The sequence below is a fragment of the Psychrobacillus sp. FSL K6-2843 genome (assembly GCF_038626375.1).
Classification (GTDB): Bacteria; Bacillota; Bacilli; order Bacillales_A; family Planococcaceae; genus Psychrobacillus; species Psychrobacillus faecigallinarum.
Genome location: NZ_CP152021.1, coordinates 2,964,182 through 2,990,795, shown reverse-complemented (window position 1 = coordinate 2,990,795; position 26,614 = coordinate 2,964,182). Strand labels below are relative to the sequence as shown.

General features: G+C 33.9%; 24 protein-coding genes. 16 read left to right on the top strand and 8 right to left on the bottom strand.

What is annotated here, in order from left to right:
* Positions 1–550 precede the first annotated feature (550 nt).
* Positions 551–1,225, top strand: coding sequence for a hypothetical protein (locus MKY94_RS15140; RefSeq protein ID WP_342577310.1), 675 nt, complete (start codon positions 551–553; stop codon positions 1,223–1,225).
* A gap of 491 nt (positions 1,226–1,716) precedes the next feature.
* Here the strand turns inward: MKY94_RS15140 and MKY94_RS15135 are convergent, their stop codons facing one another.
* Positions 1,717–2,055 carry a helix-turn-helix transcriptional regulator gene (locus MKY94_RS15135; protein WP_342577309.1) on the bottom strand — a complete coding sequence of 113 codons (339 nt, stop codon included), beginning with the start codon at positions 2,053–2,055 and terminating at the stop codon, positions 1,717–1,719.
* Positions 2,056–2,210: 155 nt separating this feature from the next.
* Between MKY94_RS15135 and MKY94_RS15130 the strand changes: the two genes are divergently transcribed.
* A complete protein-coding gene (locus MKY94_RS15130) occupies positions 2,211–2,588 on the top strand; it encodes a hypothetical protein (protein WP_342577308.1) in 378 nt (125 codons plus the stop codon).
* A gap of 103 nt (positions 2,589–2,691) precedes the next feature.
* On the opposite strand, the gene MKY94_RS15125 is transcribed toward MKY94_RS15130, so the two are convergent.
* Positions 2,692–2,832 (bottom strand): hypothetical protein, encoded by a 141-nt coding sequence (locus MKY94_RS15125; RefSeq protein ID WP_342577307.1) that lies wholly within the window; start codon positions 2,830–2,832, stop codon positions 2,692–2,694.
* A gap of 389 nt (positions 2,833–3,221) precedes the next feature.
* On the opposite strand from MKY94_RS15125, the gene MKY94_RS15120 reads away from it, so the two are divergent.
* The 9 genes from MKY94_RS15120 (at position 3,222) to MKY94_RS15080 (ending at position 14,875) form a co-directional block, all read left to right on the top strand.
* A complete protein-coding gene (locus MKY94_RS15120; RefSeq protein WP_342577306.1) occupies positions 3,222–3,584 on the top strand; it encodes a cyclic-phosphate processing receiver domain-containing protein in 363 nt (120 codons plus the stop codon).
* Between the two features lie 469 nt (positions 3,585–4,053).
* Positions 4,054–6,414 (top strand): DEAD/DEAH box helicase family protein, encoded by a 2,361-nt coding sequence (locus tag MKY94_RS15115; RefSeq protein ID WP_342577305.1) that lies wholly within the window; start codon positions 4,054–4,056, stop codon positions 6,412–6,414.
* 10 nt (positions 6,415–6,424) lie between these two features.
* Positions 6,425–7,900 carry a class I SAM-dependent DNA methyltransferase gene (locus MKY94_RS15110; RefSeq protein WP_342577304.1) on the top strand — a complete coding sequence of 492 codons (1,476 nt, stop codon included), beginning with the start codon at positions 6,425–6,427 and terminating at the stop codon, positions 7,898–7,900.
* On the top strand, positions 7,890–9,377 hold the full coding sequence (locus tag MKY94_RS15105) for a restriction endonuclease subunit S (protein WP_342577303.1): 1,488 nt from the start codon (positions 7,890–7,892) through the stop codon (positions 9,375–9,377). The genes MKY94_RS15110 and MKY94_RS15105 overlap by 11 nt, the downstream gene beginning before the upstream one ends.
* A gap of 354 nt (positions 9,378–9,731) precedes the next feature.
* Entirely contained in the window at positions 9,732–10,463 is a 732-nt protein-coding gene (locus MKY94_RS15100; protein ID WP_342577302.1) for a hypothetical protein, read from the top strand.
* The gene (locus tag MKY94_RS15095) at positions 10,463–10,960 is read left to right on the top strand and encodes a Pycsar system effector family protein (RefSeq protein ID WP_342577301.1); all 498 of its coding nucleotides are present in this window, start codon (positions 10,463–10,465) and stop codon (positions 10,958–10,960) included. Before MKY94_RS15100 ends, MKY94_RS15095 begins: the two co-directional genes overlap by 1 nt.
* Before the next feature lie 683 nt (positions 10,961–11,643).
* On the top strand, positions 11,644–12,723 hold the full coding sequence (locus MKY94_RS15090; RefSeq protein WP_191697720.1) for a hypothetical protein: 1,080 nt from the start codon (positions 11,644–11,646) through the stop codon (positions 12,721–12,723).
* A gap of 58 nt (positions 12,724–12,781) precedes the next feature.
* On the top strand, positions 12,782–13,843 hold the full coding sequence (locus MKY94_RS15085; RefSeq protein WP_191697719.1) for a hypothetical protein: 1,062 nt from the start codon (positions 12,782–12,784) through the stop codon (positions 13,841–13,843).
* Positions 13,844–14,044: 201 nt separating this feature from the next.
* Positions 14,045–14,875, top strand: coding sequence for a nuclease-related domain-containing protein (locus MKY94_RS15080; protein ID WP_191697717.1), 831 nt, complete (start codon positions 14,045–14,047; stop codon positions 14,873–14,875).
* A gap of 380 nt (positions 14,876–15,255) precedes the next feature.
* Here the strand turns inward: MKY94_RS15080 and MKY94_RS15075 are convergent, their stop codons facing one another.
* Entirely contained in the window at positions 15,256–15,840 is a 585-nt protein-coding gene (locus MKY94_RS15075) for a 2OG-Fe(II) oxygenase (protein ID WP_144539166.1), read from the bottom strand.
* Positions 15,841–16,431: 591 nt separating this feature from the next.
* On the bottom strand, positions 16,432–16,818 hold the full coding sequence (locus MKY94_RS15070; protein WP_144538737.1) for a hypothetical protein: 387 nt from the start codon (positions 16,816–16,818) through the stop codon (positions 16,432–16,434).
* Between the two features lie 384 nt (positions 16,819–17,202).
* Between MKY94_RS15070 and MKY94_RS15065 the strand changes: the two genes are divergently transcribed.
* The 5 genes from MKY94_RS15065 to MKY94_RS15045 all read left to right on the top strand — a co-directional run bounded on the left by MKY94_RS15065 (position 17,203) and on the right by MKY94_RS15045 (position 22,258).
* Entirely contained in the window at positions 17,203–18,558 is a 1,356-nt protein-coding gene (locus MKY94_RS15065; RefSeq protein ID WP_186318195.1) for a spore germination protein, read from the top strand.
* Positions 18,555–19,661, top strand: a complete 1,107-nt coding sequence (locus tag MKY94_RS15060) for a GerAB/ArcD/ProY family transporter (protein WP_144538735.1) — start codon at positions 18,555–18,557, stop codon at positions 19,659–19,661. Before MKY94_RS15065 ends, MKY94_RS15060 begins: the two co-directional genes overlap by 4 nt.
* A complete protein-coding gene (locus MKY94_RS15055) occupies positions 19,648–20,751 on the top strand; it encodes a Ger(x)C family spore germination protein (protein ID WP_144538733.1) in 1,104 nt (367 codons plus the stop codon). Before MKY94_RS15060 ends, MKY94_RS15055 begins: the two co-directional genes overlap by 14 nt.
* Before the next feature lie 305 nt (positions 20,752–21,056).
* Complete coding sequence (locus MKY94_RS15050; RefSeq protein WP_144538731.1) at positions 21,057–21,791, top strand: glucose 1-dehydrogenase; 735 nt, start codon at positions 21,057–21,059, stop codon at positions 21,789–21,791.
* 233 nt (positions 21,792–22,024) lie between these two features.
* Complete coding sequence (locus MKY94_RS15045) at positions 22,025–22,258, top strand: hypothetical protein (RefSeq protein ID WP_144538729.1); 234 nt, start codon at positions 22,025–22,027, stop codon at positions 22,256–22,258.
* Positions 22,259–22,373: 115 nt separating this feature from the next.
* Here the strand turns inward: MKY94_RS15045 and MKY94_RS15040 are convergent, their stop codons facing one another.
* The 4 genes from MKY94_RS15040 to qoxB all read right to left on the bottom strand — a co-directional run bounded on the left by MKY94_RS15040 (position 22,374) and on the right by qoxB (position 26,588).
* Complete coding sequence (locus MKY94_RS15040) at positions 22,374–22,829, bottom strand: GyrI-like domain-containing protein (RefSeq protein ID WP_191697715.1); 456 nt, start codon at positions 22,827–22,829, stop codon at positions 22,374–22,376.
* Between the two features lie 933 nt (positions 22,830–23,762).
* Positions 23,763–24,044 carry a cytochrome aa3 quinol oxidase subunit IV gene (gene qoxD / locus MKY94_RS15035; protein WP_144538725.1) on the bottom strand — a complete coding sequence of 94 codons (282 nt, stop codon included), beginning with the start codon at positions 24,042–24,044 and terminating at the stop codon, positions 23,763–23,765.
* 1 nt (position 24,045) lies between these two features.
* Entirely contained in the window at positions 24,046–24,642 is a 597-nt protein-coding gene (gene qoxC, locus MKY94_RS15030) for a cytochrome aa3 quinol oxidase subunit III (protein WP_154310141.1), read from the bottom strand.
* A complete protein-coding gene (qoxB, locus tag MKY94_RS15025) occupies positions 24,639–26,588 on the bottom strand; it encodes a cytochrome aa3 quinol oxidase subunit I (RefSeq protein ID WP_144538721.1) in 1,950 nt (649 codons plus the stop codon). Before qoxB ends, qoxC begins: the two co-directional genes overlap by 4 nt.
* Positions 26,589–26,614: the final 26 nt, after the last annotated feature.

Sequence of the window (26,614 nt, the reverse complement as noted above, 5' to 3'; positions counted from 1 at the left end):
TTTGGAGACCTATGTTTATGTGAGAAATTAAATAAAAAATAAAAAATTAAACTCTGTTAAACAGGGAGCGTATAAGAGGAGCGAAGGAAGTAGGAAGGTTTATAAAAGTCACAGACTAGAGCAGCAAATAAACAACAGGCTGTTGTAAAAACTATAACCTTTAAACTCACATTAATACGTTATAGTTTGTCAATCTTGTATTACGCACACCACGAATAAAAATCAAGGGTTTATTAGGAATATTATAATACCCACCCCGGTGTCTAGGGATTTAACTATTGAAGTGGTATTGAGTGGGAGTTAAGTAATACCTACGGAAAATTTTTCGTGAAAAGTGGTGCGGATTTCAACATGTAAGGTGAAAGGGATGGAACTAAGTAAAAACAATTACATTAATTATGCCTTACTCCTGGAATCTTGAGTCCACCGGAGAAGTGCTGGACAAATGCTATTTTTTTTACGAATTGCCTTAACTCATTATCACATAAAGCGTATATAGAATATGTCCAGATCAATGGAACAATAAAATCAAAGAAGGGTGAATAAAATAATGAAACAATTTCTAGATATTTTAATCAATAGACCGTTTAAGTCTATAGAAGAAAAGGTGTATGGGGAACAAGGTGAGAAAATCTTCTTTCCTAATGAACATAGTGGCACATTTACTATAGTACCTGAAGTAATAAGGAGATGCCACTTTCTTACATCTACTGAAAAGGAGGTGCTTTATGAATTAATTTCTTGGGCAAGTACTACCAAAGCTTACTCAGATGGCTATTGTAAAGTAACGGAGTCACATATAAGAGTTAATACAACTCTTGGATTAAGTACTGTAAAAAAAGCAATAAGCTCACTAACAAAAAAAGGCTTTATTAGGAAGGTAGTTGATTTTGATGGACGTAATATCTATATAATTAATGGTGCCTCAGAAAATCCCTATATTATTTTAAGTGAATGGGTTCATTTTTTTCGTAAAAAAATGATTGATAGTATGTCAGAAATGTTAATTGAGGATACAGGAGAAATATTTATAACTGATAAAAAAGTCGTAATAAATGCTACTATGATTTTTGTAAAAGAAGAAAAATATTATGCTAATTCTATTAATGCTATTAATGAATTAAAAAATAAAATCTTTGGTGGAAAACCATATTCTAACTATAGTGATGAAATAGAAAAGACATTTGATACTGTGAAAGATGAAATTTTTAAAATAATAAAGTAACTTCCTAAAATAAGGAGCTATATTTTAGCCTTGATAATCTATCAAATAGACTATTAGGGCTTTAATAATATTTTGAACGTCTATTTTATAGACTAGTTGTAGCTCTCAAATGGCTACTATTAAATACAGTTATATACAAAAATATATTATCTACCTGTTAATCCTATTTTGCTTTGCTAAATAGGGAAGGAAGAGGAAAGTACTACATTAAATGAAGTAAATCTACATCTATAAGAAAATGATTAGATTCACTTTCATATAAACACAAGATGATTGGCAGGGAAGAAGCAGCTACAACGAATTTATGTAAAATTAAATTTACCAATAAACTACTAAGGTTAATTTCATATGTTATATGTCAAATTCAATAGATTTTTATTGTATATATCCTAGTGTCGTTCTCTCTGTTCTCAAAAGCCTAGAGGTGTGTTGCGTTTTAGTAAATTGTAAACACACCAACACTCAACAAGAGAGCCTCCCCCTGGTAGCAATTACTCGTTATCCTTCCATGCTATCAAAGATTCAATAAACGTCAAAATAGCTCGTTGATCCTTTCTTGACCTTCCTTTTAATATACCTATAATTTGCTCTAATTCGAAGCTAAGTACTTTGGGCTGACTAGCTTCATCCTCAAAGAGAACAGCTAATGTAATATCCAATGCTGCACAGACTTTTGCAAGGCTTTCAATGGTAGCATTCTTTTCTCCACGTTCAAGTTGGCCAATATATGTGTTATGCAATGAAGCACGAAAAGCCAGTTCTTCTTGGCTTAAACCACGTTCTTTACGATAGAAGCGGATTCTTTCACCCACTATTTTTACTAAGTCCATTATTTAATCACCTCACCCTTTAGGATTGGGGAGAAAACGATATATTGCCATATACTATAAGTATTGTTTGTTATATAATAAAAATATACTATTAATAGTTTTTTCGAATAGGTAGTATATAAATAGTCAGAAAACAATATAGGGAGCGTGATTAGATGGATCTAGATTATAGGCTAATGCAGGAATTAGTAAAGGTTAATTTAGAATTACAAAAGTTAGACGAAGGGTATCGTAAGAAATATTTTAGGAAAAACACAAATAAGCCATGGAGTTTCAAGTGTTATCAGTGTGAAGAGAAAGTGTCCAGCAATGAAGCAGATGAATTTTGGACGGTGCCAGTTACTAGGTATGATTCTAATGTTAGGGTACGCCGATTCTGTTCTAAAGATTGTTCAGATTGTTATTTCAATGAACAACGAAATGAATTGCTGGGGAAGCGTGACCAGATAATCGAAGATCGCAGACTATTAAGGTCTTTTTATGAAGAAGCGGAGCAGAAATTTAAGGAAGTGGTAGCGGAAAGACATAAATAAGATTATGGAGAACACGTAGTTTCTGATTAAAGATGCTAAGTGTTTTATTTATGAAAGTGTAAGAAAGAAGCTTTATATTACCAGATCGTCTATTAGGAATATTCTAGTTCTTGCTAAGTCTCTCTATGGTCTTGCCGTGTGTTCTAACTGCTTTTTCAAATCTTTGTTTAATCTCTTCTTTACTAGCTGTTCGCTTAGCTTTGGGAGGCATCTTACTCTCTCCACTTTGTTTCTTATTTTCCATATTATTAACCTCCAATAAAAGTAAGTTACTTTGTACAGCGTTATTGTTATATTTTATCACACTCTCTGGATATTATTTACTTTTGAAAATTGGATTTACCATCCTCATGAAAATGGTGTTTTTAAATTTGGTTAATATGGGAGTGTCAAAGCTAAATGAATAACAATGAAAGAAGTTGGTACTAATACAATATTATTTTATATAGTAGAGGTATAGAACAAACCAGCTGAAGTTCTAATAAATATGCTTCCAAAATGGCAACTCAGTGCATTTGAGTATCGTATTCAACCGTAAAAGATTTAAAGGACAATCACTTCAAGAAGGAATAATTGTATACTATAGTTAATTCACATAGTATATCCATAAAAATATCGTGGGAGGAAATTCTATTGATTAGCGAGACTATAAATCTGTATGTGGATGATCTAAGGGACTGTCCAAAAGGATTCACAGTTGCAAGAAATATTGAAGAAGCAATAAATTACCTTGAAAACTATAAGGTTCATATACTTTCTCTAGATCACGATTTAGGTGAAGATAAGGATGGAAACTTATTACCTACAGGATATGATTTGGTCAAGTACATTTGCGAAAAGGGATTAAGAGCAGATAAAATTTACATTCATACCGATAATGGCGTTGGAAGAGAAAATATGTATCAAACCCTTAAAGCAGCTCAAAGAAGAGGTTTTATAGATCAGGACATAGAAATATTTCATTATTCAATTACTCCCAATAAATATTCTGGTTAAAAGAGCTGATTAACAGCTCTTTTTTGACGAATGGGTGCTTAAGCTGAAGAAGGGCTTAATAATCTTTTTTAAAGATAAATGGTTAATAGTTAATTGTTAAACCGCTCATAACATCAATTATAGGATGTAAAAAACCGCATTAAGTTAGATTGACATAAATAATACTTAAATTAACGATATAAGTTTGGATAGTGAACAAGTTGGTTAGTAACTAAAGAAATATTAGGACTTTGCAAAGGGAAAATATGCAAACAAATTAAATTTGAAGATTCCTAATGAAGAATTGTAAGTGTATTTATGGAATTTGATTAAAGTGGGGCAGATAGCTTCAATTTTAGATGAAGTTTGTCCAATTGGGGTTATTTTCTAAAAAGAGTAGATTAATTATGCACATGCTATAATAATAAGGAGATTACATAGATAATTTAGCATGTTTAAATAGATAACTACTTTGAGAGGGGCTAATCACTTGAAAAAAAAATATCAAATGACTGAAGAAGATATTAAGTTGAAATATATTACGCCAGCTATTCAAAAAGCAGGGTGGGATATTATGAATGATGTATTTTGTGAGTATAGCTTTACAGATGGTCGTATCATTGTCCGTGGCAATTTAACTACTCGTGGTAAATCTAAACGAGCAGATTACCTATTGTTCCATAAAAAGAACTATCCAATTGCGATTGTAGAAGCAAAAGATAATAAGCAGGAAGCAGGGGCTGGAATGCAGCAAGCATTAGACTATGCAGAAATCTTAGATGTCCCTTTTGCCTTTTCTTCTAATGGTGATAGGTTTATTGAACATGACCGCTTAACTGGTAAAGAAAGAGAACTAACTCTAGATGAATTCCCAACACGTGAGGAACTGTGGAAGAGATATGTTAAGGAAGCGGATATTACACCTGAGCAAGAGCAAATCATTAATGAACCGTATTATTTCCAATTGGGAGATAAAACGCCACGCTATTATCAACGTATTGCTGTTAATAGAACGGTAGAGGCTATTGCAAATGGTCAAAACAAAATTCTATTAGTTATGGCAACAGGTACGGGTAAAACTTATACAGCATTTCAAATCATTTATCGTTTATGGAAAGCTGGTGTTAAAAAGAAAGTTTTGTTCTTAGCAGATAGAAATATTCTAGTAGACCAAACGATAATAAATGACTTTAAACCTTTTGAAAAAGTCATGACTAAAATCGAGAATAGAAAGTTAGATAGCTCGTATGAAGTTTATTTAGCTTTATATCACCAACTTGCAGGTGACAATGGTTCAGAACCATTTAGACAGTTCAAACCAGATTTCTTCGATTTAATTATCGTTGACGAGGCACATCGAGGTTCTGCAAGAGATGATAGTCGTTGGAGAAAGGTGTTAGAGTATTTTGATACAAAAGGAACTACTCAAATTGCTTTAACCGCAACACCGAAAGAAACGAAAGAAACTTCGAATATTACTTACTTTGGAGAGCCGGTCTATACTTATAGTTTGAAGCAAGGAATTGATGATGGATTCTTAGCTCCTTATAAAGTGATGCGTATAGGACTTGATAAGGATTTACAAGGTTATCGACCAGAAAAAGGTAAACGTGATATTCATGGTGAGCTTATTGAAGATAGAGAATATAACCAAAAAGATTTCGATAAAAAAATTATAATTGATGCTAGAACAGAAACTGTTGCTAAGCGAATTACGCAGTTCTTAAAGAAAACGGATCGATTTGCTAAAACAATTGTATTCTGTATAGATATTGAACATGCAGAGCGTATGCGTAGAGCATTAGTAAATGAAAATAGTGACTTATGCAAAGAAAACTCTAAATATGTTATGCGTATCACAGGTGACAATAAAGAGGGGAAAGCACAATTAGATAACTTTATTGATAGGGGTAGTAAGTACCCTACTATTGTAACAACATCTAAGCTTTTAACAACAGGGGTGGATGTAAAAACATGCAAACTTATTGTGTTAGATTCTAATATCAACTCGATGACAGAATTTAAACAAATTATTGGTCGAGGTACACGTTTAGATGTTGAACATGGTAAGGAGTACTTCACAATTATGGACTTTAGAAATGTTAGTCGCTTATTTGCTGACCCAGATTTTGATGGTGATCCGATTGTTATTATTGATGTTCCGGAAGGCGGAGACATGCCTGGCTATGATGATGGTGAAACAGGCGGTGAAACTGGTGGTGATACAGGAAATGGCGGCACTGGTACAGGTGGGGAAGCTGGTAATGGTGGTGACGGTGGTGACCCTACAAGAAAATATCGTTTGGATGATGTTGATGTGAAAATTATTCATGAACGTGTACAATATTACGATGTAGAGGGAAAGCTCATTACAGAAAGTCTTGTCGATTATACGAAGAAGAATATTCAAAAACAATATGCTTCATTAGATGTCTTTTTACGAACATGGAAAGAAGAAGAGCGAAAAGAGATTATATTAGAAGCATTAAAAGAGCAAGGTGTGTTATTAGATGCTCTTCGTGAATATGACAACCTAAAAGACTTAGATGATTTTGATTTAATTCTTCATTTAGCCTATGATCAGCCGCCCTTAACAAAGGCAGAACGTGCGAACAATGTGAAGAAACGTGGTTATATTTATGGATATAAAGATGTAGCACGTGAAGTGTTAGAAATGTTACTAGATAAGTATATGAACGAAGGTATTACTGAGATTGAGGGAACAGAAGTATTAGAATTAAGTGAATTCCATAAATTTGGAAGTCCAATGAAAATTGTAAAAGCCTTTGGAAACAAGAAGAAGTACTTAGATGCAGTAAAAAAATTAAAAGATGAAATATATCTAGCTTAGGAGATTTGAAATGTCGATTACATCATTTGTAAAAACACTACAAAATATTATGCGTAATGATGCTGGGATATCTGGTGACGCACAACGTATTGAACAAATTGTTTGGATGCTATTTTTAAAAATTTACGACTCAAAAGAAGAACTTTGGGAATTCCACGATGATAACTTTGAATCAATCATACCAGAGGATTTGCGTTGGAGAAATTGGGCAGTTGATAAAAAAGACGGTGAAGCAAAAACAGGTGAAGGATTACTCGATTTTGTAAATAACGAGCTATTCCCAGCGTTAAAAGCAATTGAAGTAGATGAGTATACACCAGTAAGTAAAGCAATCGTGCGTTTTGCTTTTGAGGATGCTTACAACTATATGAAAGACGGTGTGCTTTTACGACAAGTTATTAATGTAATTGATAGCGTTGATTTTACAGATTATAAAGAACGCCATGCATTTAACGAAATCTATGAACAAATTTTAAAAGACCTACAAGCCCAACGTGCGTCTGGTGAATACTATTCACCACGTGCAGCAACAGATTTTATTACGGCAATGATAAAGCCACAATTAGGCGAAAGAGTAGCGGATTTTGCTTGTGGAACAGGCGGCTTCTTAACATCTGCTTTAAACTATTTGCAACCTCAAATTAAATCAACAGAAGACAACGAAATTTATGATAGATCTGTTTACGGGATTGAGAAAAAAGCATTCCCGTACTTATTAAGTATTACAAACCTATTGTTACATGACATTGATAATCCAGCGATTATTCATGGCAATAGCCTAGATAAAAATGTACGTGATTATAGTGAGAAAGAAAAATTTGAAGTTATTATGATGAACCCTCCATATGGTGGTTCAGAAAAAGATAGCATTAAAATGAACTTCCCAGTTAAGGTAAGAAGCAGTGAAACAGCGGATTTATTTATGTCTGTAATTATGTATCGTTTAAAACAAAATGGTCGTGCAGGTGTTATTTTACCCGATGGATTCTTATTTGGTACAGATGGAGCAAAACTAGGGATTAAAGAAAAATTAGTGAAAGAATTTAACTTACACACAATTATTCGTTTGCCACATAGTGTATTTGCACCTTATACATCTATTCGTACAAATATTTTATTTTTTGATAAAAGTAAGCCAACAGAAGATGTATGGTTCTACCGTTTAGATATGCCAGAAGGATATAAAAACTTTTCTAAAACGAAGCCAATTAAATTAGAGCATTTCAAACCAGCTATGGATTGGTGGGAAAATCGTATAGAAATTAAAGAAGGTAGCTTTGATAAAGCACGTAAATTTTCAGCACAGGAAATTATTGATGGAAACTATAATTTAGATCTATGTGGACTACCACAAGAAAAGGAAATTATACTAGATCCAGAAGAATTAATTGCTACTTATCAAACAGAACGTACACGGTTGAATAATGAAATTGATTCGATTTTAGCTGAAATTCACGAGATGTTAGGTGATACGAATGAACGCTAAGCAATTAAAAGATTCTATTTTACATTATGCGATGCAGGGGAAGCTTGTACCACAAAAATTATCTGACGAATCAGCATTTGTAAACTTAAATAATGCGATTTTAGATAGGGAAATTGCTATAAAAAATAAAAAAATGAAAAATGAAGCTATTGCTTCAATCGATGAAAATGAGATAAAAGGGGAATTTCCAGTTAATTGGGCATTCGCAAGATTACCTTTTATTTGTGAAAATGTAAACGGGGCTATTAGAAGAGGTCCATTTGGAAGTTCTATTACGAAGAGTATGTTTGTACCCATGGGTGAGAATACATATAAAGTATTTGAACAAGGTAATGCTATTAGAAAAACGCTAGATTATGGAGATTACTATATATCCGATGAAGATTTTGTTAAATTGAGTAGTTTTGAGGTTGTAGAAGGAGATATATTAATCAGTTGTGCTGGAACTATTGGTGAAGCGTATATTTTGCCTTTTGGTGCTCCTAAAGGAATAATTAATCAAGCTTTGATGAAATTGTCTATTAATGAAAATGTAATGCTAAAAGAATTTTTCTTAATAGTGTTTGAAACTTTAGTGCGTACAATTAATAAAAATGCAAAAGGTTCAGCAATGAAAAATTTAGCTTCGTTAAAATATTTAAAAAATGAAGTTGTATTTCCTATACCTCCTTTAGAAGAGCAACGTAGGATTATTGATAGGATAAATGCTTTAAATTTTAAGCTTGAAATTTATGATCAAAAAGAAAAACTAAGGGTAGAAAGTATAAAGAAATTCCCTATTAAACTCGAAAAGTCAATCTTACAATATGCAATGCAGGGCAAATTAGTAGAACAAGTAGAAACAGATGAACCTGCAAGCATGTTAGTTAAACGAATTAAAGCAGAGAAAGAAGTAAAAGAAAAGATAATTAAAAAGGAAAAAACATTACCAGCTATAACAGAAGAAGAGATTCCTTATGAATTACCTAGTACATGGAAATGGATGAGGTTAGGGGAAATAACATTACCTATTATGGGACAATCGCCTAAGGGGGAGAGTGTCAGCGAAATATATAGCGAAGGAGCAATGGAGTTTCATCAAGGTAAGTCATATTTCGGAGAAAAAATGTTAGAAGTATCTCCGAAGTTTGTTACAAAACCAATCAAAATAATAGAAAAGTCCGCTATATTAATGTCTGTACGTGCACCTGTGGGAGATGTGAATATTGTTAATAGAACTGTAAGTATAGGTAGAGGTCTAGCTGCCCTAATTCCTTGTAATGATGTCAATTTGGAATATTTATATTACATCTTAAAAATTTTGAAATATGATTTTGAGCAGAAGGCTACTGGAAGCACTTTTAAAGCAATAAATGCTGATATTGTTAAAGAACAATTAATCCCTTTGCCACCTATCAATGAGCAAAAACGTATTGTGAAAAAAATTAATGGTTTACTATGTTTGAAAGATAGGCTACTAAATAAAATTACTATCTAGTAACAAGTATATTATCGAAGTTGAATATTGTTGAAAACATTCACCTGCTAAAATTGAATGAATATTATTGTGGGAAATTGAGTCGACTATCATTTTGAACGAACCATTTAACTCTTCTATATCAACGGTTTGAAGCGTGCTGTATGACATCAATATAAAGTGGGAATAGTGTGTGTAATAGGTAAATTGATTAATAGCTTGGAAAGCCTATTTAAATAGGTTTTCCAAGTTTTTTTGTTGGTGTATACCAGATTTGATACCAAAGTTTAAATTCTGAAGTGTTTTTACTTTCAAAATATTAATCTGTGACTTAAAATGAACTAAAAGGTCGAAAATGGTCAAGAGGTGTTTGTGATGAGCAATTTAAAAATTATTAAAACTAAATTTAAAGATTATTCTCATGTAGTAGGAATTACAGAAAGTGTTAATTCCAAGGATTTGGAGAAATACGGTTCTTTTGATTTGAAGAAAGATTTTTCAGTTGTAGATTTAGATATCCCAAATGGTTGGTCCGGAATTGGTATGGAACTACCATCAGCTACTGTGGTTTTCGACTTAGCAGGATCTTCTCTGAGTATACGAGACCGTGGTGCAATAGATTACGTTAAGAAGAACCAAGAAATTTTTTCTGAATTAACTGATCTTGTTTATAAAGAAAAGGGAATTATAGAGAAGTTCCCAGGAGATGGAATAAGTATGCATTTCCCATTATCTGATTCTCAGAATGAAGCACACCCTATAAAAAGAGCATTTTCGGCAATATCTAAAATGGATAATTATTTAAGATCTGTAACACAATTGCAAAGAAGCCAATATCGTTTCACTTTAACTTATGGTGACGATACGATTATAACTAAATTTGGTAACTATAAACATGAAGAGTTTATTTCGATAGGTCATGCTGTTAATGTTGCTCACAAACTTGAAAAATGTGTAAAAGAAGAAATGTGTTTTATAGGGATGGATTCAACAAGCTTTGAGATGTGTAGTATTAACGAAAAGTTATCAATAATATCCAGAGTTTTAAATAGTGATTTACGCAGAAACCCTTTGCTTTCTGAACAGTGGTATGGAGTGAGATATTAATGGCATTCAATGATGAGCAAAAACAAATGTATGATTATCACAAACATAATATAACCTATATTAGTGACTATATTAAATTTGCTGATACAAAAGCAGGGGTAGCCCTAAGTTTAAATTTATTAATGATTGGTTTTTTAGGAAAAGCTTCGAAAGAAATAGGTTTTAACTATTTATCTATAACTGATGTTGGTATGTATCTTAGTTTGATTTTTTTGCTTACATCTGCATATTTTTTTATTTTTAGGATTTTATGGCCAAGGTATTCTCAGAATACTGATTTTTATATGTCATGGGGAGGAATAGGTTCCTTTTCTAATCAGAATGATTATTTGATTAGGTTAGGATCTAAAAGTGAGGATGAATTCCTTGAAGATATGGCTATTCAAAATTATGATCTATCAAAAGTAGCAGTTGCTAAATATTCCAATTTGAAATTAGGTTTTACTTTTTTAAGCATAGGAACTTTAATAGGTTTGTTCAGTTGGTTTTTTGCATGAGATATTTTATGAAAAGCAACAGTTCATATTCAACAGAGAAAGAAAAATTATCCGCCTATGAAATAATGAAATTTACTGGTTAAATAAAAAGTATAGTATTATAAAAACTTGCCCCCGCAACACATTTTTTATTAAACGTAGTCAAAAACGTAGTCAAACATTTTCGACAGCAGCTATAAACCCTTATAAACGCTGGTTTTATAGCACTTCAAAGAGCCGCGGGTTCAAATCCCGCCGTCTCCTTATCACGACCTCATATGATTTCATAAAGTGTCAAAACCCTTGGTATTCAAGGGTTTTCTTTTTTGTCTATATCATTTAGTATCAAGCCAAAAACTTTACATGTTCAAATAGCTTAAGAACTTTAGAATCGCTCTTCTTTTGCTTTCTAGGTAGTCCAAAAGTAATGATTGAAAATAGTTGATAAACATATTAAGTACATCTTAATTAAACTCATGCCCAGTATTTCAATATTAATCTTAGTATTTGGTCTAAAAAATAACATGTATCCTTTAATTAGCTTGTATTTTGGTAATTCAAATATTATTAATAATGCCGATATGTATAGAGGATTGGTTTTATTTGTAATTAAACATATAAATAGTAATATTATTGTTTAATAGAATTTAAATAGTAAATGACTTGTATCTCAATCTAAAATAACTGAGAACGGTGCTGCGACTATGAATATTAAATTAGAAGAATACAAACAATTAAAAAAGAAAAATGAAGAACTAGTGAGTAAGATGAAAAGACTTACAAGAATGCTAAAAAGCTCTGTAATGAAGAAAGATATGGAATATTTACTAAATATATTAATTCCGGATGTTAATGAGGATTCAGGTTTACCTTATGATGTTTTTTTTGAAATAAATGGTCGGTGTTTAGATTTTGGAGAATTATTAAGAATTGTAGCTTTATTAGTAAAAACTAATAGGTGTGATTTAGCATTCTATATTAGCCAAAAATACACCTCAAAAGATAACATAAAGTCTACGGTATTAAGTGAAGAAACAATAGAGGATTTTCAACTGGCGCTGAATAGGTTTGTCAAAGAAATAGTAGGACAAAAAAATATAGAAGAAATTCATCTTATGATTTTATTTGAAATTTTATCATATAAAGATAATCATGAATTTTTAACTGAATTTGAGAAAATGTTTGATAGGTATATAGAGGAATTAATAACTGCTTGTTCTATAACTAGAAATGATTACTGGCTTGTAAAATTACTATTTATTATTTGGAATAATGCACATAATACGGTTCTTAAAAAGTACTTCGACTATTTGTATACCCGTAGGTTATTAATAAATAGAATGATTTCAGAAAGTAATATGACTTTATGGGAAATGTTGGCTAACTATTCTGGTTATGAATTGTCTGGAAATAAAATGATTTCTATAAAGAAATCTCATTCTAAAAAACATTCTAGGTTTGAAGTCCCGAAAATGATGCCATTAACCAAAACTAATGATGAAATTTCAAATTCGAATAAACATAATGCAGAAAATTGGAAAGATTTTAGCGATTTAAGAACCTTTGGTTATGAAGTAACTAATAAAACAGATGAAGAAAGAAGAAATGCGTTAAATAATGCTTTAATGAATATTCATCCTTCAAGAATTATCTCACATATTAGTTGGCTTCTGAAAAATTCATATAAAAAAGATGGTATTAGAGGAGATTTTAGTAAATCTATCAGGGCATATGAGACGGATTTGCAATACTTAGAAGGAATAATGGGGCGATATAAGAAATGATATATATGAGTGGAGTATAAATATGTAAATTTAGTTGTTTAAGGAGAGGAAAGAAGTAATGCTTAAAAAAATAATTTCGGTATTAGCTCTAAGCTTCCTATTAGTTGGTTGTGCTAATGAAAATACAAAAGTTAACACAGAAGAGCAAAAAGAAATAATTGAAGAAGTTATTGAAAAGAAAACCACTCAGCAGTATTTAGCAGAGTTTGAGAAAACGGCTGTTTATCAAGACCGGATTCAAGGTATAGATAGTAGTTTTCTTGAATCAGTAGATTTTGAGGGAGATGAAGTACCGGAAATGGTACTTGGCATAAATGATGATATAAAAAATAGCAATGTAACAATCTATAAATTTGAAAATGATCAATGGATAGAAGATATATCAAAAAATTATGAGTCAAATATACATATATATTTAGAGTCAATCGGTAAACTTCTATATGAAGATGGAACTGAAAAAGAGGCACTAGCTTTTGAAATAATAGAAGCTCAAGCAAGTACTATCCGCCAAAGTTTATCGATTCTAAATTATAATGAAGCTACACAATCCATTGAAGAATTAGTAGAAATTGAGTTACAATCAACAGAGACATATAGTGCTAATTTAGAAGAAAATAGTTTCATTGTGACAGCAGAAAACGGTTTTACTCAAAATTATATATTTAAAAATGGAGAAATCGTAGACAACAGTGGAAAACGCTTGGGTATTATTATTAATGAGGAATTGTCAAAACTTGTAGGGACAACAATTAATGACTATTATATTAATGTGACAGATTTTTACTATACTGCACAAAGTAAAATTACAGAAAATTTAATAACAGAAGAATATTATGAGGGAGCAATGTGTTCCTTCTACGAAACATTCTTTATTTGTGAATCTCATAAAGAGAGTGGAGGAATGCATGCTTATTACATTACTCCTAAAAATAAAGTAACTGTGGATGAATTAACAAGTATCTTTAATCAAACAGTAGAAGTTGTAGGATGGGAAAATGAGATGGAAGGTGGCTATTCATACACAGCTGAAGTCATGACAGATTCAGGTTTATATAGTCTAGAATTTGATGGAGATTCACCAGATTCAGTTTTAGAATTTATAGCATATGTACCTAACTAAACACAGAGATTCTAAATATGGAACAATTGCTAAATGAAGTTTAATCAAAGACCTTCTAATTTTCAAGATGAATTAGGAGGTTTTTTTCTGTCTAAATTAATACATGGCTTATTTGGATATAATGGAGAATTTATTGTATTACAAACGAATTATTAAATTAATTAAAGAATCAACGATATATAAGAAAAGGGGAGAGTCTACATGTTTTCAAGAATAATTAATAATATTTTTAAAAGAGAGTCTACCGAGAAAGTATCTGTTACCAATAAGCAAAGAATAGAGAAACAGTCTAAACCAACTCCTTCAAGAATTGGTGAGCTTGGTGAATATAAGATCAATATACAACTTGACCAACTTCCTAAGAATAGCAAATATCTAAGTGATGTATTAATTGAAAACAATAAAGCTAAGTCTGGATATTCACAAATTGATCATGTTATCTTTACTCCTTTTGCAATATTTGTTGTAGAGACTAAGAATTATAGTGGAACTATTTATGGAGATAGGAGCAGGACTAAGTGGAGTGTTAATGGGAAATTTCCGATGATGAATCCATTTAATCAGAATTATGGTCATATACAAGCGATTAAGGGAGTTCTCGAGATAGAAGGTGAGACACAATTTGTCTCAATGGTCTCTTTTACTAAAAGATGTACTTTTAAAGTAAGTGATGAATTAAGAAAAATACAATCGAATGATTTAATCGTTTATGACATAGAACTATCGGAGTATATTACGAGAAAGATCAATATACTTAAGCTTCAAAATCCTGAACCAATTTATTCTACGAATGAATTACAGAACCTATACAATAAAATAAAGAGTGCTAATATAACTGATTTATATATAAGAGATAAGCATGTTGAAACGTTGAAAGAAAAGGATAGGGAATCTATTAAGAATGAGAATCACCTTTCGAATTGTAAAACATGTGGAAATCCAGTTTCCGAAAAGGTTAAAAAATATTGTTTATTAAACAAAACTCGTTTTAAAGGCAATATATATTGCTTTGAGCATCAAAAACTACTTTAGGAAATTATCTCACTATAAATATATAGGATAGAGAATAAATTGAAGAACGTTCGGTAATCCGATTATTCTTCTAAGTTACATGTCAGCTTGAGTTTTCTAAGTTTCTTGAAACTTGAGCCGATTGTAGAGATTACAACAATAACTAAATATATACAGGGGCTCAGTAAGAAAAATCAAATAAAATTAGCTGTTGCACTTGATTTAGCAAAAACTATTCTAAATAAATACTCATAGTTTTCTATTATATCTTCTCTTTCGAAGAGCTGCCTACCTTTTCTGAACAATCGTATATAAAATAATGATTCCTAAGTGAGCTATACTTAAAGAAAAGAACATACTGTTTTACAAAAAAAATAACAGTGTGTTCTTTTTTTCTTTTTTCATCTTATCTTCTGCTTCCTCATCCACTGAGTAGCAACCCACTTTTCACCTGCTATAACTGGTGCTCCACCATGTAAGGTTAATTCATTTAAAGTTTGGTCGTTATAGAAATACTCAAAGTAAACTGCCATTCCTTTTTTAGGTGTTACGGTAAAATTTAGTTTAGGGAAAAAAGTTTCTCCACCTAGTTCTACATCATTTAAGTACATAACGAGAGTACTAATTCTATTATTATTTGCTACTTTACTAGTTGATGAAAAGAAATCGTAATGGGCTTTATACTCTTGACCGGGTGTATACTGAAGGATTTGAAGGCCTTCTCCGTGTTCAATGGGTATATTCATAACAGAGGAGATTCTTTTTTCGATTCTAGCAACAATAGCGTTTTCACTTTCTTCAATAAACGAACTACTACTTGTTCTCTGCTCATTTACTTCGCGTGTCGTTCCAATTTTAGAACGTTTCATTCTGTCCTTAGACAATCTGATTAGTTCATCGCACTCTTCGTTACTTAACACATTTCCTAAAACCACTATTAATGGTTCTTCTAATCTTGTGACTATGTCAATCTCTCTATCTGTCATTATTTTATGTCCAACGTGATCAAATATAGTTTGCTCTTTATTTACCGTTATCAACTTCAAACCACCTTTTAATCTATTAAATTATTTAACACGAGTACGTTTTTGGATAATGTTTAAATGCGTTAACGGTCTTCTTTTTACTTAAAATACTTTCAGGGTATGTACTTTCTTCTGGAATAAATTTCATTTTATTTTATCACAGAATTTTTATAAATCGCAACTTTGTGAAAATTATAGCAAAAATAATTTTTCAGAGCTGTTGTTTGCTAATGGTGGAAGAAAATAGTGATAAATAACTGCGCATCATTGATTACAAATTATAAAGTTTGTGAAGTAATATTTAGCCAACGGATGCGTTGAATCATCGATAATTACTGGGGAGGTAAAAAGGTGCCAACTTATTAGGAGTGGATAGACTACACTATGGTGGTATTCATCTTAGGGGCACCTTATTTTATTTATCTACTGATCAAGAGTGTTTAACCATGTAGCTAGTTATCTTTACTCAGATTTAATGGCAATAGTGTATGCATCAAACAACGCCCACCTTTATGCAGGTGGGCGTTGTTTTGAATTAATACATAATATTTACTAGTCTTGTTCACTCATAGAGTTAAAAAATTCGTATACAATCGGTTCAATATCAGGCTCGGTATTATAATAGTCATCACCAATTTGATTTAAACCGAATTGGAGGGTTGCTTTGTCGTCCTCATAGAAAGTAATGGAGTACAGAAATCCATCTCTTTCACTTTGATCCTCGTCTGGTATAAATTTAATATCCTTAATTTCTTTTATAAAAGACATTATTTCCTCTTTATTTGTGGTTGTTCGACTATTACTATTACTGCTGTCAAAAACTTCTATTTTGGATACATTCTCTAAATTCTTTTTATAATAATCGTCAATTGTCAATGTTTCAAGTCCACATCCTGAGAGTAAGATTGTGAAAACCATAGTCAATAAAGTGCGTTTCATATGTTTACCTCCAGTTTTGAAACGAGTATTATATATAGCTTAAACGAAACATCTAAAGCTGTAGATTTTGCTTTGTTTGTCATAGGAACGCTCTATCACAGATACACGATTAAACGGTGTGAGATATAAATTGTTACAAGTCGGAAGTGTAAATAAAACAAAAGTAGAGAATATAGAACAACAGATATAGGGAAGACTAACTTGTCTCTTTAAATTAACCATATACTGCCCCAAAACTAGAACCTCATTTCAAAAGAAATGGGGTTCTTCATTTTTTCTAAAGACTTACATAATTAAAGCCATTAATTGGTTAGAATTTTGTACTTTCGGTTAACCTAAATGTATTAAAAATATTCTTATATGGAGGCTATGAGCTTGGATAGTATGTCGAAACCGAATCCTCCTACATTGATGAATGAGCTATCTGAAAAGTTTACCCCTTCTAGTGATATAATCTTCAAGCCCTTACAAATGGAAGGGAATACAGTATTTATGTTCTATTTAAAATCAGTTGTAGATGGTGCTAAGCTACATGGAACGATTATTAAACCTTTTTTTGAAATGAAATCCTTTGGGAGTTACCAATCTTATGTCGAATCGTTGCCGGACTTAACTACGATGAAATCGGGAGAAGAACTGCAAATTGAAATAACGAAGGGACATGTCCTAGTAGCTATAGAAGATGAGTTTTATCTAATAGATATTAAATTAGTGAATTCGAATGAAGTACAGCAAACATTAATGGAGCCTACTATTTACGGTCCACAATTAGCTTTAAGTGAGGATATTGAGACGAATTTAAACATTATTAGGCAGCGTTATCATGAGCCTACCTTAAAGTTTGAAATGCACCAATTGAAGGATAAGGCTCACCAGCCCGTGGCCATTATTTATGACGAAAAGACGGTAAAACAGTCTGTACTCAAAAATGTCAAAGAAAAATTAAAGAATTTAGATGCGACACTTATTCAGTCTGCTGGAGATTTGCAGCTCCACTTAAATGGGTCTAAAATTACTCTTTTTCCTACCCTGATTTTGACGGAGCGACCTGATCGAATATCATATAATCTGGCCGCTGGAAAAGTTGTAGTCATGATTAATGGGAGTCCTCATGCATTAATAGCTCCCGTTGTTTTCTTTGACTTTATGCTCTCGATGGAAGATAACTATCATACTTTTTGGATTACTACGTTTACATTGATACTGAGGTATATAGGTTTGATCATCTGTCTCATTTTACCGGCGTTGTATGTTGCCGTGACGTCCTATACCCCAGATGTTATGAGAACGGAATTGGCGCTTACTGTAGCAGGGAGTAGACTTGGAGTGCCTTATCCGTCCTTTATCGAGGTATTATTCATGCTTATTTTCATGGAGTTTCTTACTGAGGCAAGTATACGATTGCCTAAGGCCATTTCTGCAACAGCTACGACAGTTGGAGGACTGATCTTAGGAACTGCGGCTACTGAAGCAGCATTAACCTCCAATATCATGATTATCATTGTGTCTGCTGTTGCTATTACAAGCTTTGTCATTCCGATTAGTGAGATGAGCTTTTCTATCCGTATTTGTCGATATATGCTAATCATCTATACAACGCTTTTTGGAACGATAGGGTTAATACTAGGATCTCTAGGGCTTGTAATGTTCTTGGCTAACAAAAGAAGCTTTGGTGAGCCCTATCTAAAAATGTATTGGTGGGGGGAGAAGAAAGAAATAGGGGTGCGATCAAAAGGATGAGCCGGTATCTATATTACTTAATAATTGTCACAATGGTTACTAACATCATCGCATCTGTGCCAAGAATTTTAATGAGTGAGAGCAAAAATGGAGCCATAGTGTCCATGATTATTGCTATCATTGTTGGAGTATTTCTTACTATCACTGTTATAAACTTATTTAGGCATTTTCCAAATATGACCTTTCCAGAAATATTACAGAAGTATACTTCTAAGTGGTTTTATTACCCTGTTTTATTTTACTTTGCAATTTCATGGTATGCTGCGGGTCTAATAACTATTGCAACGTATGTTATGCTGTTTACTACTTTTTTGTCTTATGAGACTTCTGTTACCATAACAACTCTGGCATTTATATTGATCATCTCCTTTGGGGTGTTAATGAAGGAGAAAAGTGTTCTTTACACAACTGAGCTCGTGTTAGTTTTGTTTGTACCTGTCATTTTCTTTTTAGTAGTAAAAATATATACTGATTCACGATTAGATTGGGATTTTGTAAAGGTAGCTATTACACACATCAATGAATTACCAAGCTATAATGCCTATTCAGCATCTACGTATATTTTTATAGGTGCTGTGAACATAATTATCTTCAATAAATTTATTAAGTTTAAGAAGAAAGCAGGATTTAAGGAAATAGTCATTTTAAGTTTGACAGGTATCTTCACTTTGTTTACAACATATTTCATACCTATAGGTTTTAATGGCTTTGAACAAATTGATAATTTTACTTTTCCTTGGGTGACAACAAGCGATGCTGTACGCATGAAGTTTGGAATAATTGAGCGAGCCATTTTCATTTTTGTCATTTTATTTTTGGGAGTAGCCTTTATTAGCCTGTTGATCCACTGGCATGTTTCACTGAAAATATTTGAAAGTATTTTTCTGTTTAAAAAATTGAAATGGAAAGAAAGAAATCTCACATCTTATCTATTTGTTTTTCTATTCGGGATTATAGGAATAGCTGTGACGAGACAAATTAGTGAATATCAATTAACTAAACTTTCTACTTATTTCTATAATATATTGCCAATATTCTACATCGTTTTAATCGTAAGTTTACTTTTTGCAAAACGGAGGTTAAAGTCTAATGGCTCATCTTAAATTTCTGACAATTATACTAGTCATTACAAGCTTTCTTTCGGGCTGTGGATTTAAAGATATTGATAATCGAATATTTGTTACAGCGATTGGAATTGATCCTTCTGAAAAAGAAAGCGGTAAATATAAAATTACATTGAAGCTAGCTATCCCTGTTTCATCCATCAAACAAGAAAAAGAACCGAGCTATCAGTATTTAGTGCATGAGGGTGAAAATATAGAAGAAGCGGTTAGAATATTAGAAACACATACGGATAAGGTTTTGGAATTTGGGCATGCAAAAATAATCCTAATAAATGAAGCGCTATTAGAAGAAGAGCTCAAGGATTTTATGGATTATCTTTTTAGAAGAGGGGATATACAAACAATCGCTTGGGTTGCTGTAGCTAAACCTTCGGCGGAAGCTATACTTAGAACTGAACCAAAGGGGGAGGCTGCAGTTGCATCTCCACTTACTAAATTTTTTGGGAATACAGGTACGGAAAGTCCCTATATAGTCTCAACTTATTTATATGAATTTAGAAGAGATTTTCATGGTGAAGGTGTTGATCCGATTATACCAATCGTGGAGTCAAATGAGTCAGGTACTCAGCTAATCGTCAATAAATCCGTAGTAGTGAAGGAGAGGATTAAGCCACTTGAATTATCCTCTAGTTTAACGAGAGACTACAATTCACTGGCAAATAGTATAAGTGGGTACAGCGTTAAAATAGTGACTGATGATTTAAAGCTAGTACTAAATATGGGAACCGTTAAGATGAAATATAAAGTAATAAATGATAATGAACGACCTACATCCATCAAGGTAGACGTAAAAATGACAGGAGTCATCAGCCAGTCAAATAAGCAATTGCCCCTAAACAACTTAGACAAATATAATAAATTAGCTTCCAAAGAGATAAAAGGAAATTTGGAGAAATTACTCACCACGCTTCAAAAGGAAGAGCTAGACCCCTTTGGATTCGGGCTTAGATATCGAACAATGCAGCTATATGATAAAGGTACGTTTAAAAAATGGGAAGAGGCATACCCAAACCTACCAATTGATGTAACCGTAGATATCGCATTAAAAAGTACTGGAACAATCCAATAGAAATACTTATTACAAGGGGAGTATGAAAGCTTTGCTGAGTAGTCTACCTTGGTTTTAATCCCTGCCTTCCATAAAGTCAAAATCGTGTAGCGTTATAGACTCAAATTTGCAAATCTTAACCACTGTTTTTAGGACAGTTTTATAGGGGAAATTAAGTGTTTTAGGCTAAATTTTTGTTAACATTAATTCCTTCATATCATAATGTTTAAACGTTATTGTATCTACTTGATTTAGGATAAAGTAGGTATATAATGGAATTGTAACCGTTTACAAAAAAGAAAAATAGATTAGTGGGAGGAATTTGAATGGGTCGTTTAACAGACAAAGTTGCTATTATTACTGGTGGAGCTCGTGGTATGGGTGAATCTCATGTACGTAAATTCGTAAGCGAAGGTGCGAAAGTTGTCTTCACTGACTTGAACGAGGAAGGTGGACAAGCTCTAGCGAAAGAACTAGGAGAAAACGTCTTGTTTGTAAAACAAGACGTAACAAAAGAAGCGGACTGGACAACTGTTATTGAAGAAACAGAAAAAGCTTTCGGTCCAGCTAACATCTTAGTGAACAACGCTGGTATCAGCATGAGCAAGCCTTTAATGGAAATGACTGAAGCTGACTACCGTAAAATTGTGGACATCAACCAAGTTTCTGTATTCCTAGGAACAAAAGCAGTTGTTCCTTCTATGCAAAAAGCAGGTAGTGGTTCTATCGTCAACATCTCTTCTATGAACGGATTAGTAGGTGGAGCAGTCGGATATACAGATACGAAATTTGCTGTTCGTGGTATGACTAAGGCAGCAGCTCTTCAATTAGCTCACTATGGCATTCGAGTAAACTCCGTACACCCGGGTGTTATTGAAACACCAATGGTTACCCAAGGAGATGCGGTAGAAATGATTAAAGAGTTCGCTAAGCATATCCCACTTAAACGTGTAGCTCAATCTGAAGAAGTTTCTAGCCTTGTTCTTTACCTAGCATCTGACGAATCAAGCTATTCAACTGGATCTGAATTCGTAATCGATGGTGGATTAACTGCACAATAATAAAGTTGATGGAAGGAATAATACTTCCATTATTATAGAGAGCTCCTCAGCAGGTATGAATCTGCTGGGGAGTTTTTTTGTTTATATGACTTACGCTAATAGTAACTGGAGAGGAAGCATATAATTGGGGAAGAAGGGACCTCTAACTATTCACAGTCGTTCACATTTCGGACAAAAAGTATTGACAAAATTGTGAACAAGGTGAATAATATAGGTTAAGAGGGGTGTTTCGAATGGAATCATACGTAAAAATGTTACACGCTACAAAAATTGTAGGTGCAGCCTTGTTAACTATAGGAATTGCTGTCTTTTTATATGGAACATTAATAAGTGAGTATAGTACAGTTATGGGCGTTGGAATCGGAATCGTCATGGGAGCAGTCTTCACATTTATCATTGGGATGATATTAGTTGCTTCAGAGGAAATGATTTTGAACTCCAAACAATTGAAAAAAGAGAGCATCTAAACAAGATACTCTCTGTGAACAAGGTATTTAGAGGAGCTACTCTAAATGCCTTTTTTTATTGGTTAAGTGTAAGTAGTGACTCCTCATGTGCAAAGTCCAGAAAGGCACAACTTTCTTAACCAATCTTTAATGGTTTTACCGGTACACATATTTCACAATAATGGTTGTTTACCATATCCTCCGTGTACCTTTCTAAAATGGGTTTGTTGTCAATTTGATATCCATTGTCTTGTAAAGAAGGAAAAATGCTAGCATATGCAATTTGAATGTCCTCGGCTGTATGTTTAACCTTGTAAACAAGATATTCACCTGCAGCTAGTTCGCCTTCACAAATCGAATCATCCACTTGATAATCCTCTGAAATCACTAAACAAGCATCAAATCTACAGTTTTCGGGAAGTGTTGTCGTAGGGTTATCTTGTTGGATAGCAAGTATAGTTCCCGAAAGATCTTTCTCTTTAGCCCAATTTTTTAACTTCTGCATAACTTCAATATTTGCAGAACCATATGGACCAACCCGTCGTACATAAACCAAGCGATAGTTAGGTAGCGTTTCAACTTCAAACTTCATCGATTCTTACTTCCTTTCTTCTTTTGGAATTGTTTGGTACATTTCGAATGTAACATGCTTAAAAAATATATACACGAGTTAATTTTATAGGCAGCAATTTGCCTACAAAAAATGAAAATTACTCACTTTATTGATTGTAGCGACAGGTGATGACTTATCGCTCACCCCACGGAACGCGTCCACCGAAAGCGGAAATCAGCCATCTATTTTTTGAGTCTTATATTGAGGTTTATTTTGATACATATTAATGAATTCAGCTTGTTCCAGACTCACAACATTTTACCCTACATACACTTTATGATTGAAGCGACAGGCGGCGACTCCAGTGGGATGAGTCAGTCAGATAAGCTATCACAACCGCGCGCGTAGGCGACGGTGATGGCTAATCGCTCACCCCACGGAAAGCGCCTGCCTAAAGCGGAGATCGGCCATTTATTTTTTGAGATTTATTTTTGATACAAACTGCCCGAACTGAATTTGATTTTATCCTAACTACTTTCTCGTCACACAACCTATGATTGAAGCGACAGGCGGCGACTCCAGTGGGATGAGTGGAGTCAGATAAGCCATCACAACCGCGCGCGTAAGCGACGGGTGATGACTTATCGCTCACCCCACGGAAAGCGTCCGCCTAAAGCGGAAATCTCCCATCTCTCTCTCATTCTTTTCAAGTAACCGTTTAGATAGTTTAGCAAGCTTTTTTCAAATGACTTTCTATTCCTACACAACCTATGATTGTAGCGACAGGCGGCGACTCCAGTGGGATGAGTGAGACAGATAAGCCATCACAACCGCGCTCGTAAGCGACGGGTGATGACTTATCGCTCACCCCACGGAAAGCGTTCGCCTAAAGCGAAAATCAGTCATCTATTCTTATATCTTTCCATCTTTATCAACAAAAAAAGAGCGCCTAATAGACGCTCTTCTTCGTTATTACATATCCCACACCATTACAAGTAACGTACCTAAAATCGTTAATAATGCGAGCAATAAGCCGTAATAGACATTGACATAAATGGATTTTTTATCATCCGTTTCGCCAGCATGCATGAATACCACTAGCTGTAAACCGGCCTGGGTAAACGCAGTCAGCAGTAAGATAGTCATTCCAACTCCAAAGGACATATCCATAAAGTACACCAATAATGCTACTGCTGTTAGGACCAATGAAAATGCAAAGCCCATTACTTGCTTGAGAGGGAATAATTCTTTCATATTACATCATTCCTTTCAAGTAGATGAAGCTGAAGATGAAAATCCAAATCACATCTAGGAAATGCCAATATAGAGAGAAAATAAATGACTTATTAGCAGTTTCCGGAGTTAGACCACGCTTCTTGATTTGTAGGAGAATGAACAATCCCCAGAAGAAACCAAATGTTACGTGCAAACCATGTGTCCCTAACGTCGTCAATAAAATCGCCGTAAAGGCACTAGTTTGAAGTCCTGCTCCAACATGTATATAGTGTGTAAACTCGTAAATCTCGACTCCTAGGAAAGCAGCTCCTAGAAGAAGTGTAATCCCAAAGAAAGCCATTGTTGCTTTTGTACGGTTCATTCGCATTGCATGAATGGCAAGACCGATTGTAAAGCTACTCGTTAAAAGTAAAAGTGTCTCAATTAACACTGGTGTTATTTCAAAAATATCTGCACCAGAGGGACCGCTACCTATGCGATCCTCTAAGGTGAAGTAGGAGGCGAAAAGTGTTGCGAAAAGCATAATTTCCGCCCCGATGAAAATCCAAAAGCCCAAGACTTTTAAGCTGTTTTCCTCTGTGCTGTACTCAAGTGGAAGTGACTTATCTACCTTCATTTTTTAGCACCTCGCAATTTTCTTTCCGTTTCTTCGATTTCCTCTACCGAAATGTATCTTCCATGATCCTGTTCAAATGAACGGTATGCTAGACAACCTAAAATACCAATCAATGAAACGATGGCAAGTGGCCATATGCTGAAGATCATTGCAAACCCAAGGGCAAAGAAGATACAGCTCATGATAAATGGTAAACCGCTATTATTCGGCATGTGAATTTTCTCGATTTTTCCTTTGAATATTTCATGACCGTTTTTCTTAGAATCCCAAAACGCTTGTGTAGACTCGACCTGAGGTGTAACAGCGAAATTATATTCAGGTACTGGTGTATGTGTAGCCCATTCCAGTGATCGTGCATCCCATGGGTCATCCCCAATATCGCGAGAAGCATAACGGATACTGTAATAGATGTTATAAACAAGTAACGCGAAGGCTACTGCCATAATACCTGCTCCAACGAAGGAAACCATATTCCACATTCCGAAACCTGTAGACTCAGAGTAAGTGTACATACGACGCGCTTGACCGTCTAATCCCGTAATATACATTGGGATGAAGGCTAGTACGAAACCGATGGATAATAACCATGCAGTCCATTTTCCTAGTCGCTCGTTTAACATAAAGCCGAATATTTTCGGCCAATAGTAAGTAAGACCAGCTAGCATTGCGTAAACAACACCAGGGATAATTACGTTATGGAAATGGGCAACTAAGAACATCGTATTGTGATATTGATAGTCAGCTGCTGACATTGCAAGCATTACCCCTGTAACCCCACCTAAAGTGAACAGTGGAATGAACATGATGGAGTAAAGCATCGGTGTCGTAAACTCGATTTTCCCCTTCCATAGGGTGAACAGCCAGTTAAATATTTTAACCCCTGTCGGAATAGCGATCGCCATCGTAGTGATCGAGAAGATACTATTTGATAATGGACCTTGACCCATTGTAAAGAAGTGATGCGCCCATACGACAAAGGATAGGACAGAAATAACTACCATGGAAGCAACCATTGACTTATAGCCATATAGATTGCGTCGAGCAAAGGTTGAAATAATCTCACTGAATAAACCGAATGCCGGTAGTATTAGAATGTATACCTCCGGATGTCCCCAAACCCAGAACAGGTTAGCCCAGAGCATATCCATTCCGCCATTGTCCGTTGTAAAGAAGTTTGTCCCAAACAGTCTATCCATTGTTCCCATTGCTAGTAATACAGTTAATACTGGGAAAGCGAAAACGATAATGATGTTTGCGATAAACGCTGACCATGTGAACATTGGCATTTTCATTAAAGTCATACCAGGTGCTCTCATTTTCAGGATAGTTGTAATAAAGTTAATACCAGTCATCAATGTACCAAGACCAGCTATTTGAATAGCAATCATGTAATAGTTCGTACCAACAGATGTACTGAACTCATTGCCTGCAAGTGGGAAATAAGAAGTCCAACCTGCATCAGGCGATCCACCTACGATGAAGGAAATGTTGAATAATCCCATACCCATAAAGAACAGCCAGAAGCTAAGTGCATTTAAACGTGGAAACGCTACATCTCTTGCTCCAATTTGTAATGGAATAACATAGTTAAAGAAAAAGATGATAAACGGCATTGCCATAAATAAAATCATTACTACTCCATGAGTGGAGAAGACTTCATTATAATGCTGTGAATCTAAAAATGTGTTTTCTGGCATCGAAAGCTGATAGCGCATCATAATGGCGTCAACGCCACCACGGAACAGCATCAATAATGCTGTAAGCAAGTACATAATACCAATACGCTTATGGTCTACTGTAGTAATCCATTCACGCCAGAGGTATCCCCATTTCTTAAAGTAGGTAATACCTAAAACTATTGCAACCATCGTAAGGCCAATTCCGACCATGGATGCATATATCAAAAAGCTTGGATGTGGTACGGCAAAGCGATCAAAGAAATCCATACTTTTGTTTCTCCTTTCAGGAATCT

Excerpts from the sequence above, each read along its gene's own strand:
- MKY94_RS15110 (WP_342577304.1), top strand. The coding sequence starts at position 6,425 with ATGTCGATTACATCATTTGTAAAAACACTACAAAATATTATGCGTAAT.
- MKY94_RS15045 (WP_144538729.1), top strand. The coding sequence starts at position 22,025 with ATGGAATCATACGTAAAAATGTTACACGCTACAAAAATTGTAGGTGCA.
- MKY94_RS15095 (WP_342577301.1), top strand. The coding sequence starts at position 10,463 with ATGGCATTCAATGATGAGCAAAAACAAATGTATGATTATCACAAACAT.
- qoxD (WP_144538725.1), bottom strand. The coding sequence starts at position 24,044 with ATGAAAGAATTATTCCCTCTCAAGCAAGTAATGGGCTTTGCATTTTCA.
- MKY94_RS15100 (WP_342577302.1), top strand. The coding sequence starts at position 9,732 with ATGAGCAATTTAAAAATTATTAAAACTAAATTTAAAGATTATTCTCAT.
- MKY94_RS15125 (WP_342577307.1), bottom strand. The coding sequence starts at position 2,832 with ATGGAAAATAAGAAACAAAGTGGAGAGAGTAAGATGCCTCCCAAAGCT.
- MKY94_RS15075 (WP_144539166.1), bottom strand. The coding sequence starts at position 15,840 with ATGACAGATAGAGAGATTGACATAGTCACAAGATTAGAAGAACCATTA.
- MKY94_RS15080 (WP_191697717.1), top strand. The coding sequence starts at position 14,045 with ATGTTTTCAAGAATAATTAATAATATTTTTAAAAGAGAGTCTACCGAG.
- MKY94_RS15105 (WP_342577303.1), top strand. The coding sequence starts at position 7,890 with ATGAACGCTAAGCAATTAAAAGATTCTATTTTACATTATGCGATGCAG.
- MKY94_RS15050 (WP_144538731.1), top strand. The coding sequence starts at position 21,057 with ATGGGTCGTTTAACAGACAAAGTTGCTATTATTACTGGTGGAGCTCGT.
- MKY94_RS15040 (WP_191697715.1), bottom strand. The coding sequence starts at position 22,829 with ATGAAGTTTGAAGTTGAAACGCTACCTAACTATCGCTTGGTTTATGTA.
- MKY94_RS15060 (WP_144538735.1), top strand. The coding sequence starts at position 18,555 with ATGAGCCGGTATCTATATTACTTAATAATTGTCACAATGGTTACTAAC.
- MKY94_RS15130 (WP_342577308.1), top strand. The coding sequence starts at position 2,211 with ATGGATCTAGATTATAGGCTAATGCAGGAATTAGTAAAGGTTAATTTA.
- MKY94_RS15070 (WP_144538737.1), bottom strand. The coding sequence starts at position 16,818 with ATGAAACGCACTTTATTGACTATGGTTTTCACAATCTTACTCTCAGGA.
- MKY94_RS15090 (WP_191697720.1), top strand. The coding sequence starts at position 11,644 with ATGAATATTAAATTAGAAGAATACAAACAATTAAAAAAGAAAAATGAA.
- MKY94_RS15065 (WP_186318195.1), top strand. The coding sequence starts at position 17,203 with ATGTCGAAACCGAATCCTCCTACATTGATGAATGAGCTATCTGAAAAG.
- qoxB (WP_144538721.1), bottom strand. The coding sequence starts at position 26,588 with ATGGATTTCTTTGATCGCTTTGCCGTACCACATCCAAGCTTTTTGATA.
- MKY94_RS15140 (WP_342577310.1), top strand. The coding sequence starts at position 551 with ATGAAACAATTTCTAGATATTTTAATCAATAGACCGTTTAAGTCTATA.
- qoxC (WP_154310141.1), bottom strand. The coding sequence starts at position 24,642 with ATGAAGGTAGATAAGTCACTTCCACTTGAGTACAGCACAGAGGAAAAC.
- MKY94_RS15085 (WP_191697719.1), top strand. The coding sequence starts at position 12,782 with ATGCTTAAAAAAATAATTTCGGTATTAGCTCTAAGCTTCCTATTAGTT.
- MKY94_RS15135 (WP_342577309.1), bottom strand. The coding sequence starts at position 2,055 with ATGGACTTAGTAAAAATAGTGGGTGAAAGAATCCGCTTCTATCGTAAA.
- MKY94_RS15055 (WP_144538733.1), top strand. The coding sequence starts at position 19,648 with ATGGCTCATCTTAAATTTCTGACAATTATACTAGTCATTACAAGCTTT.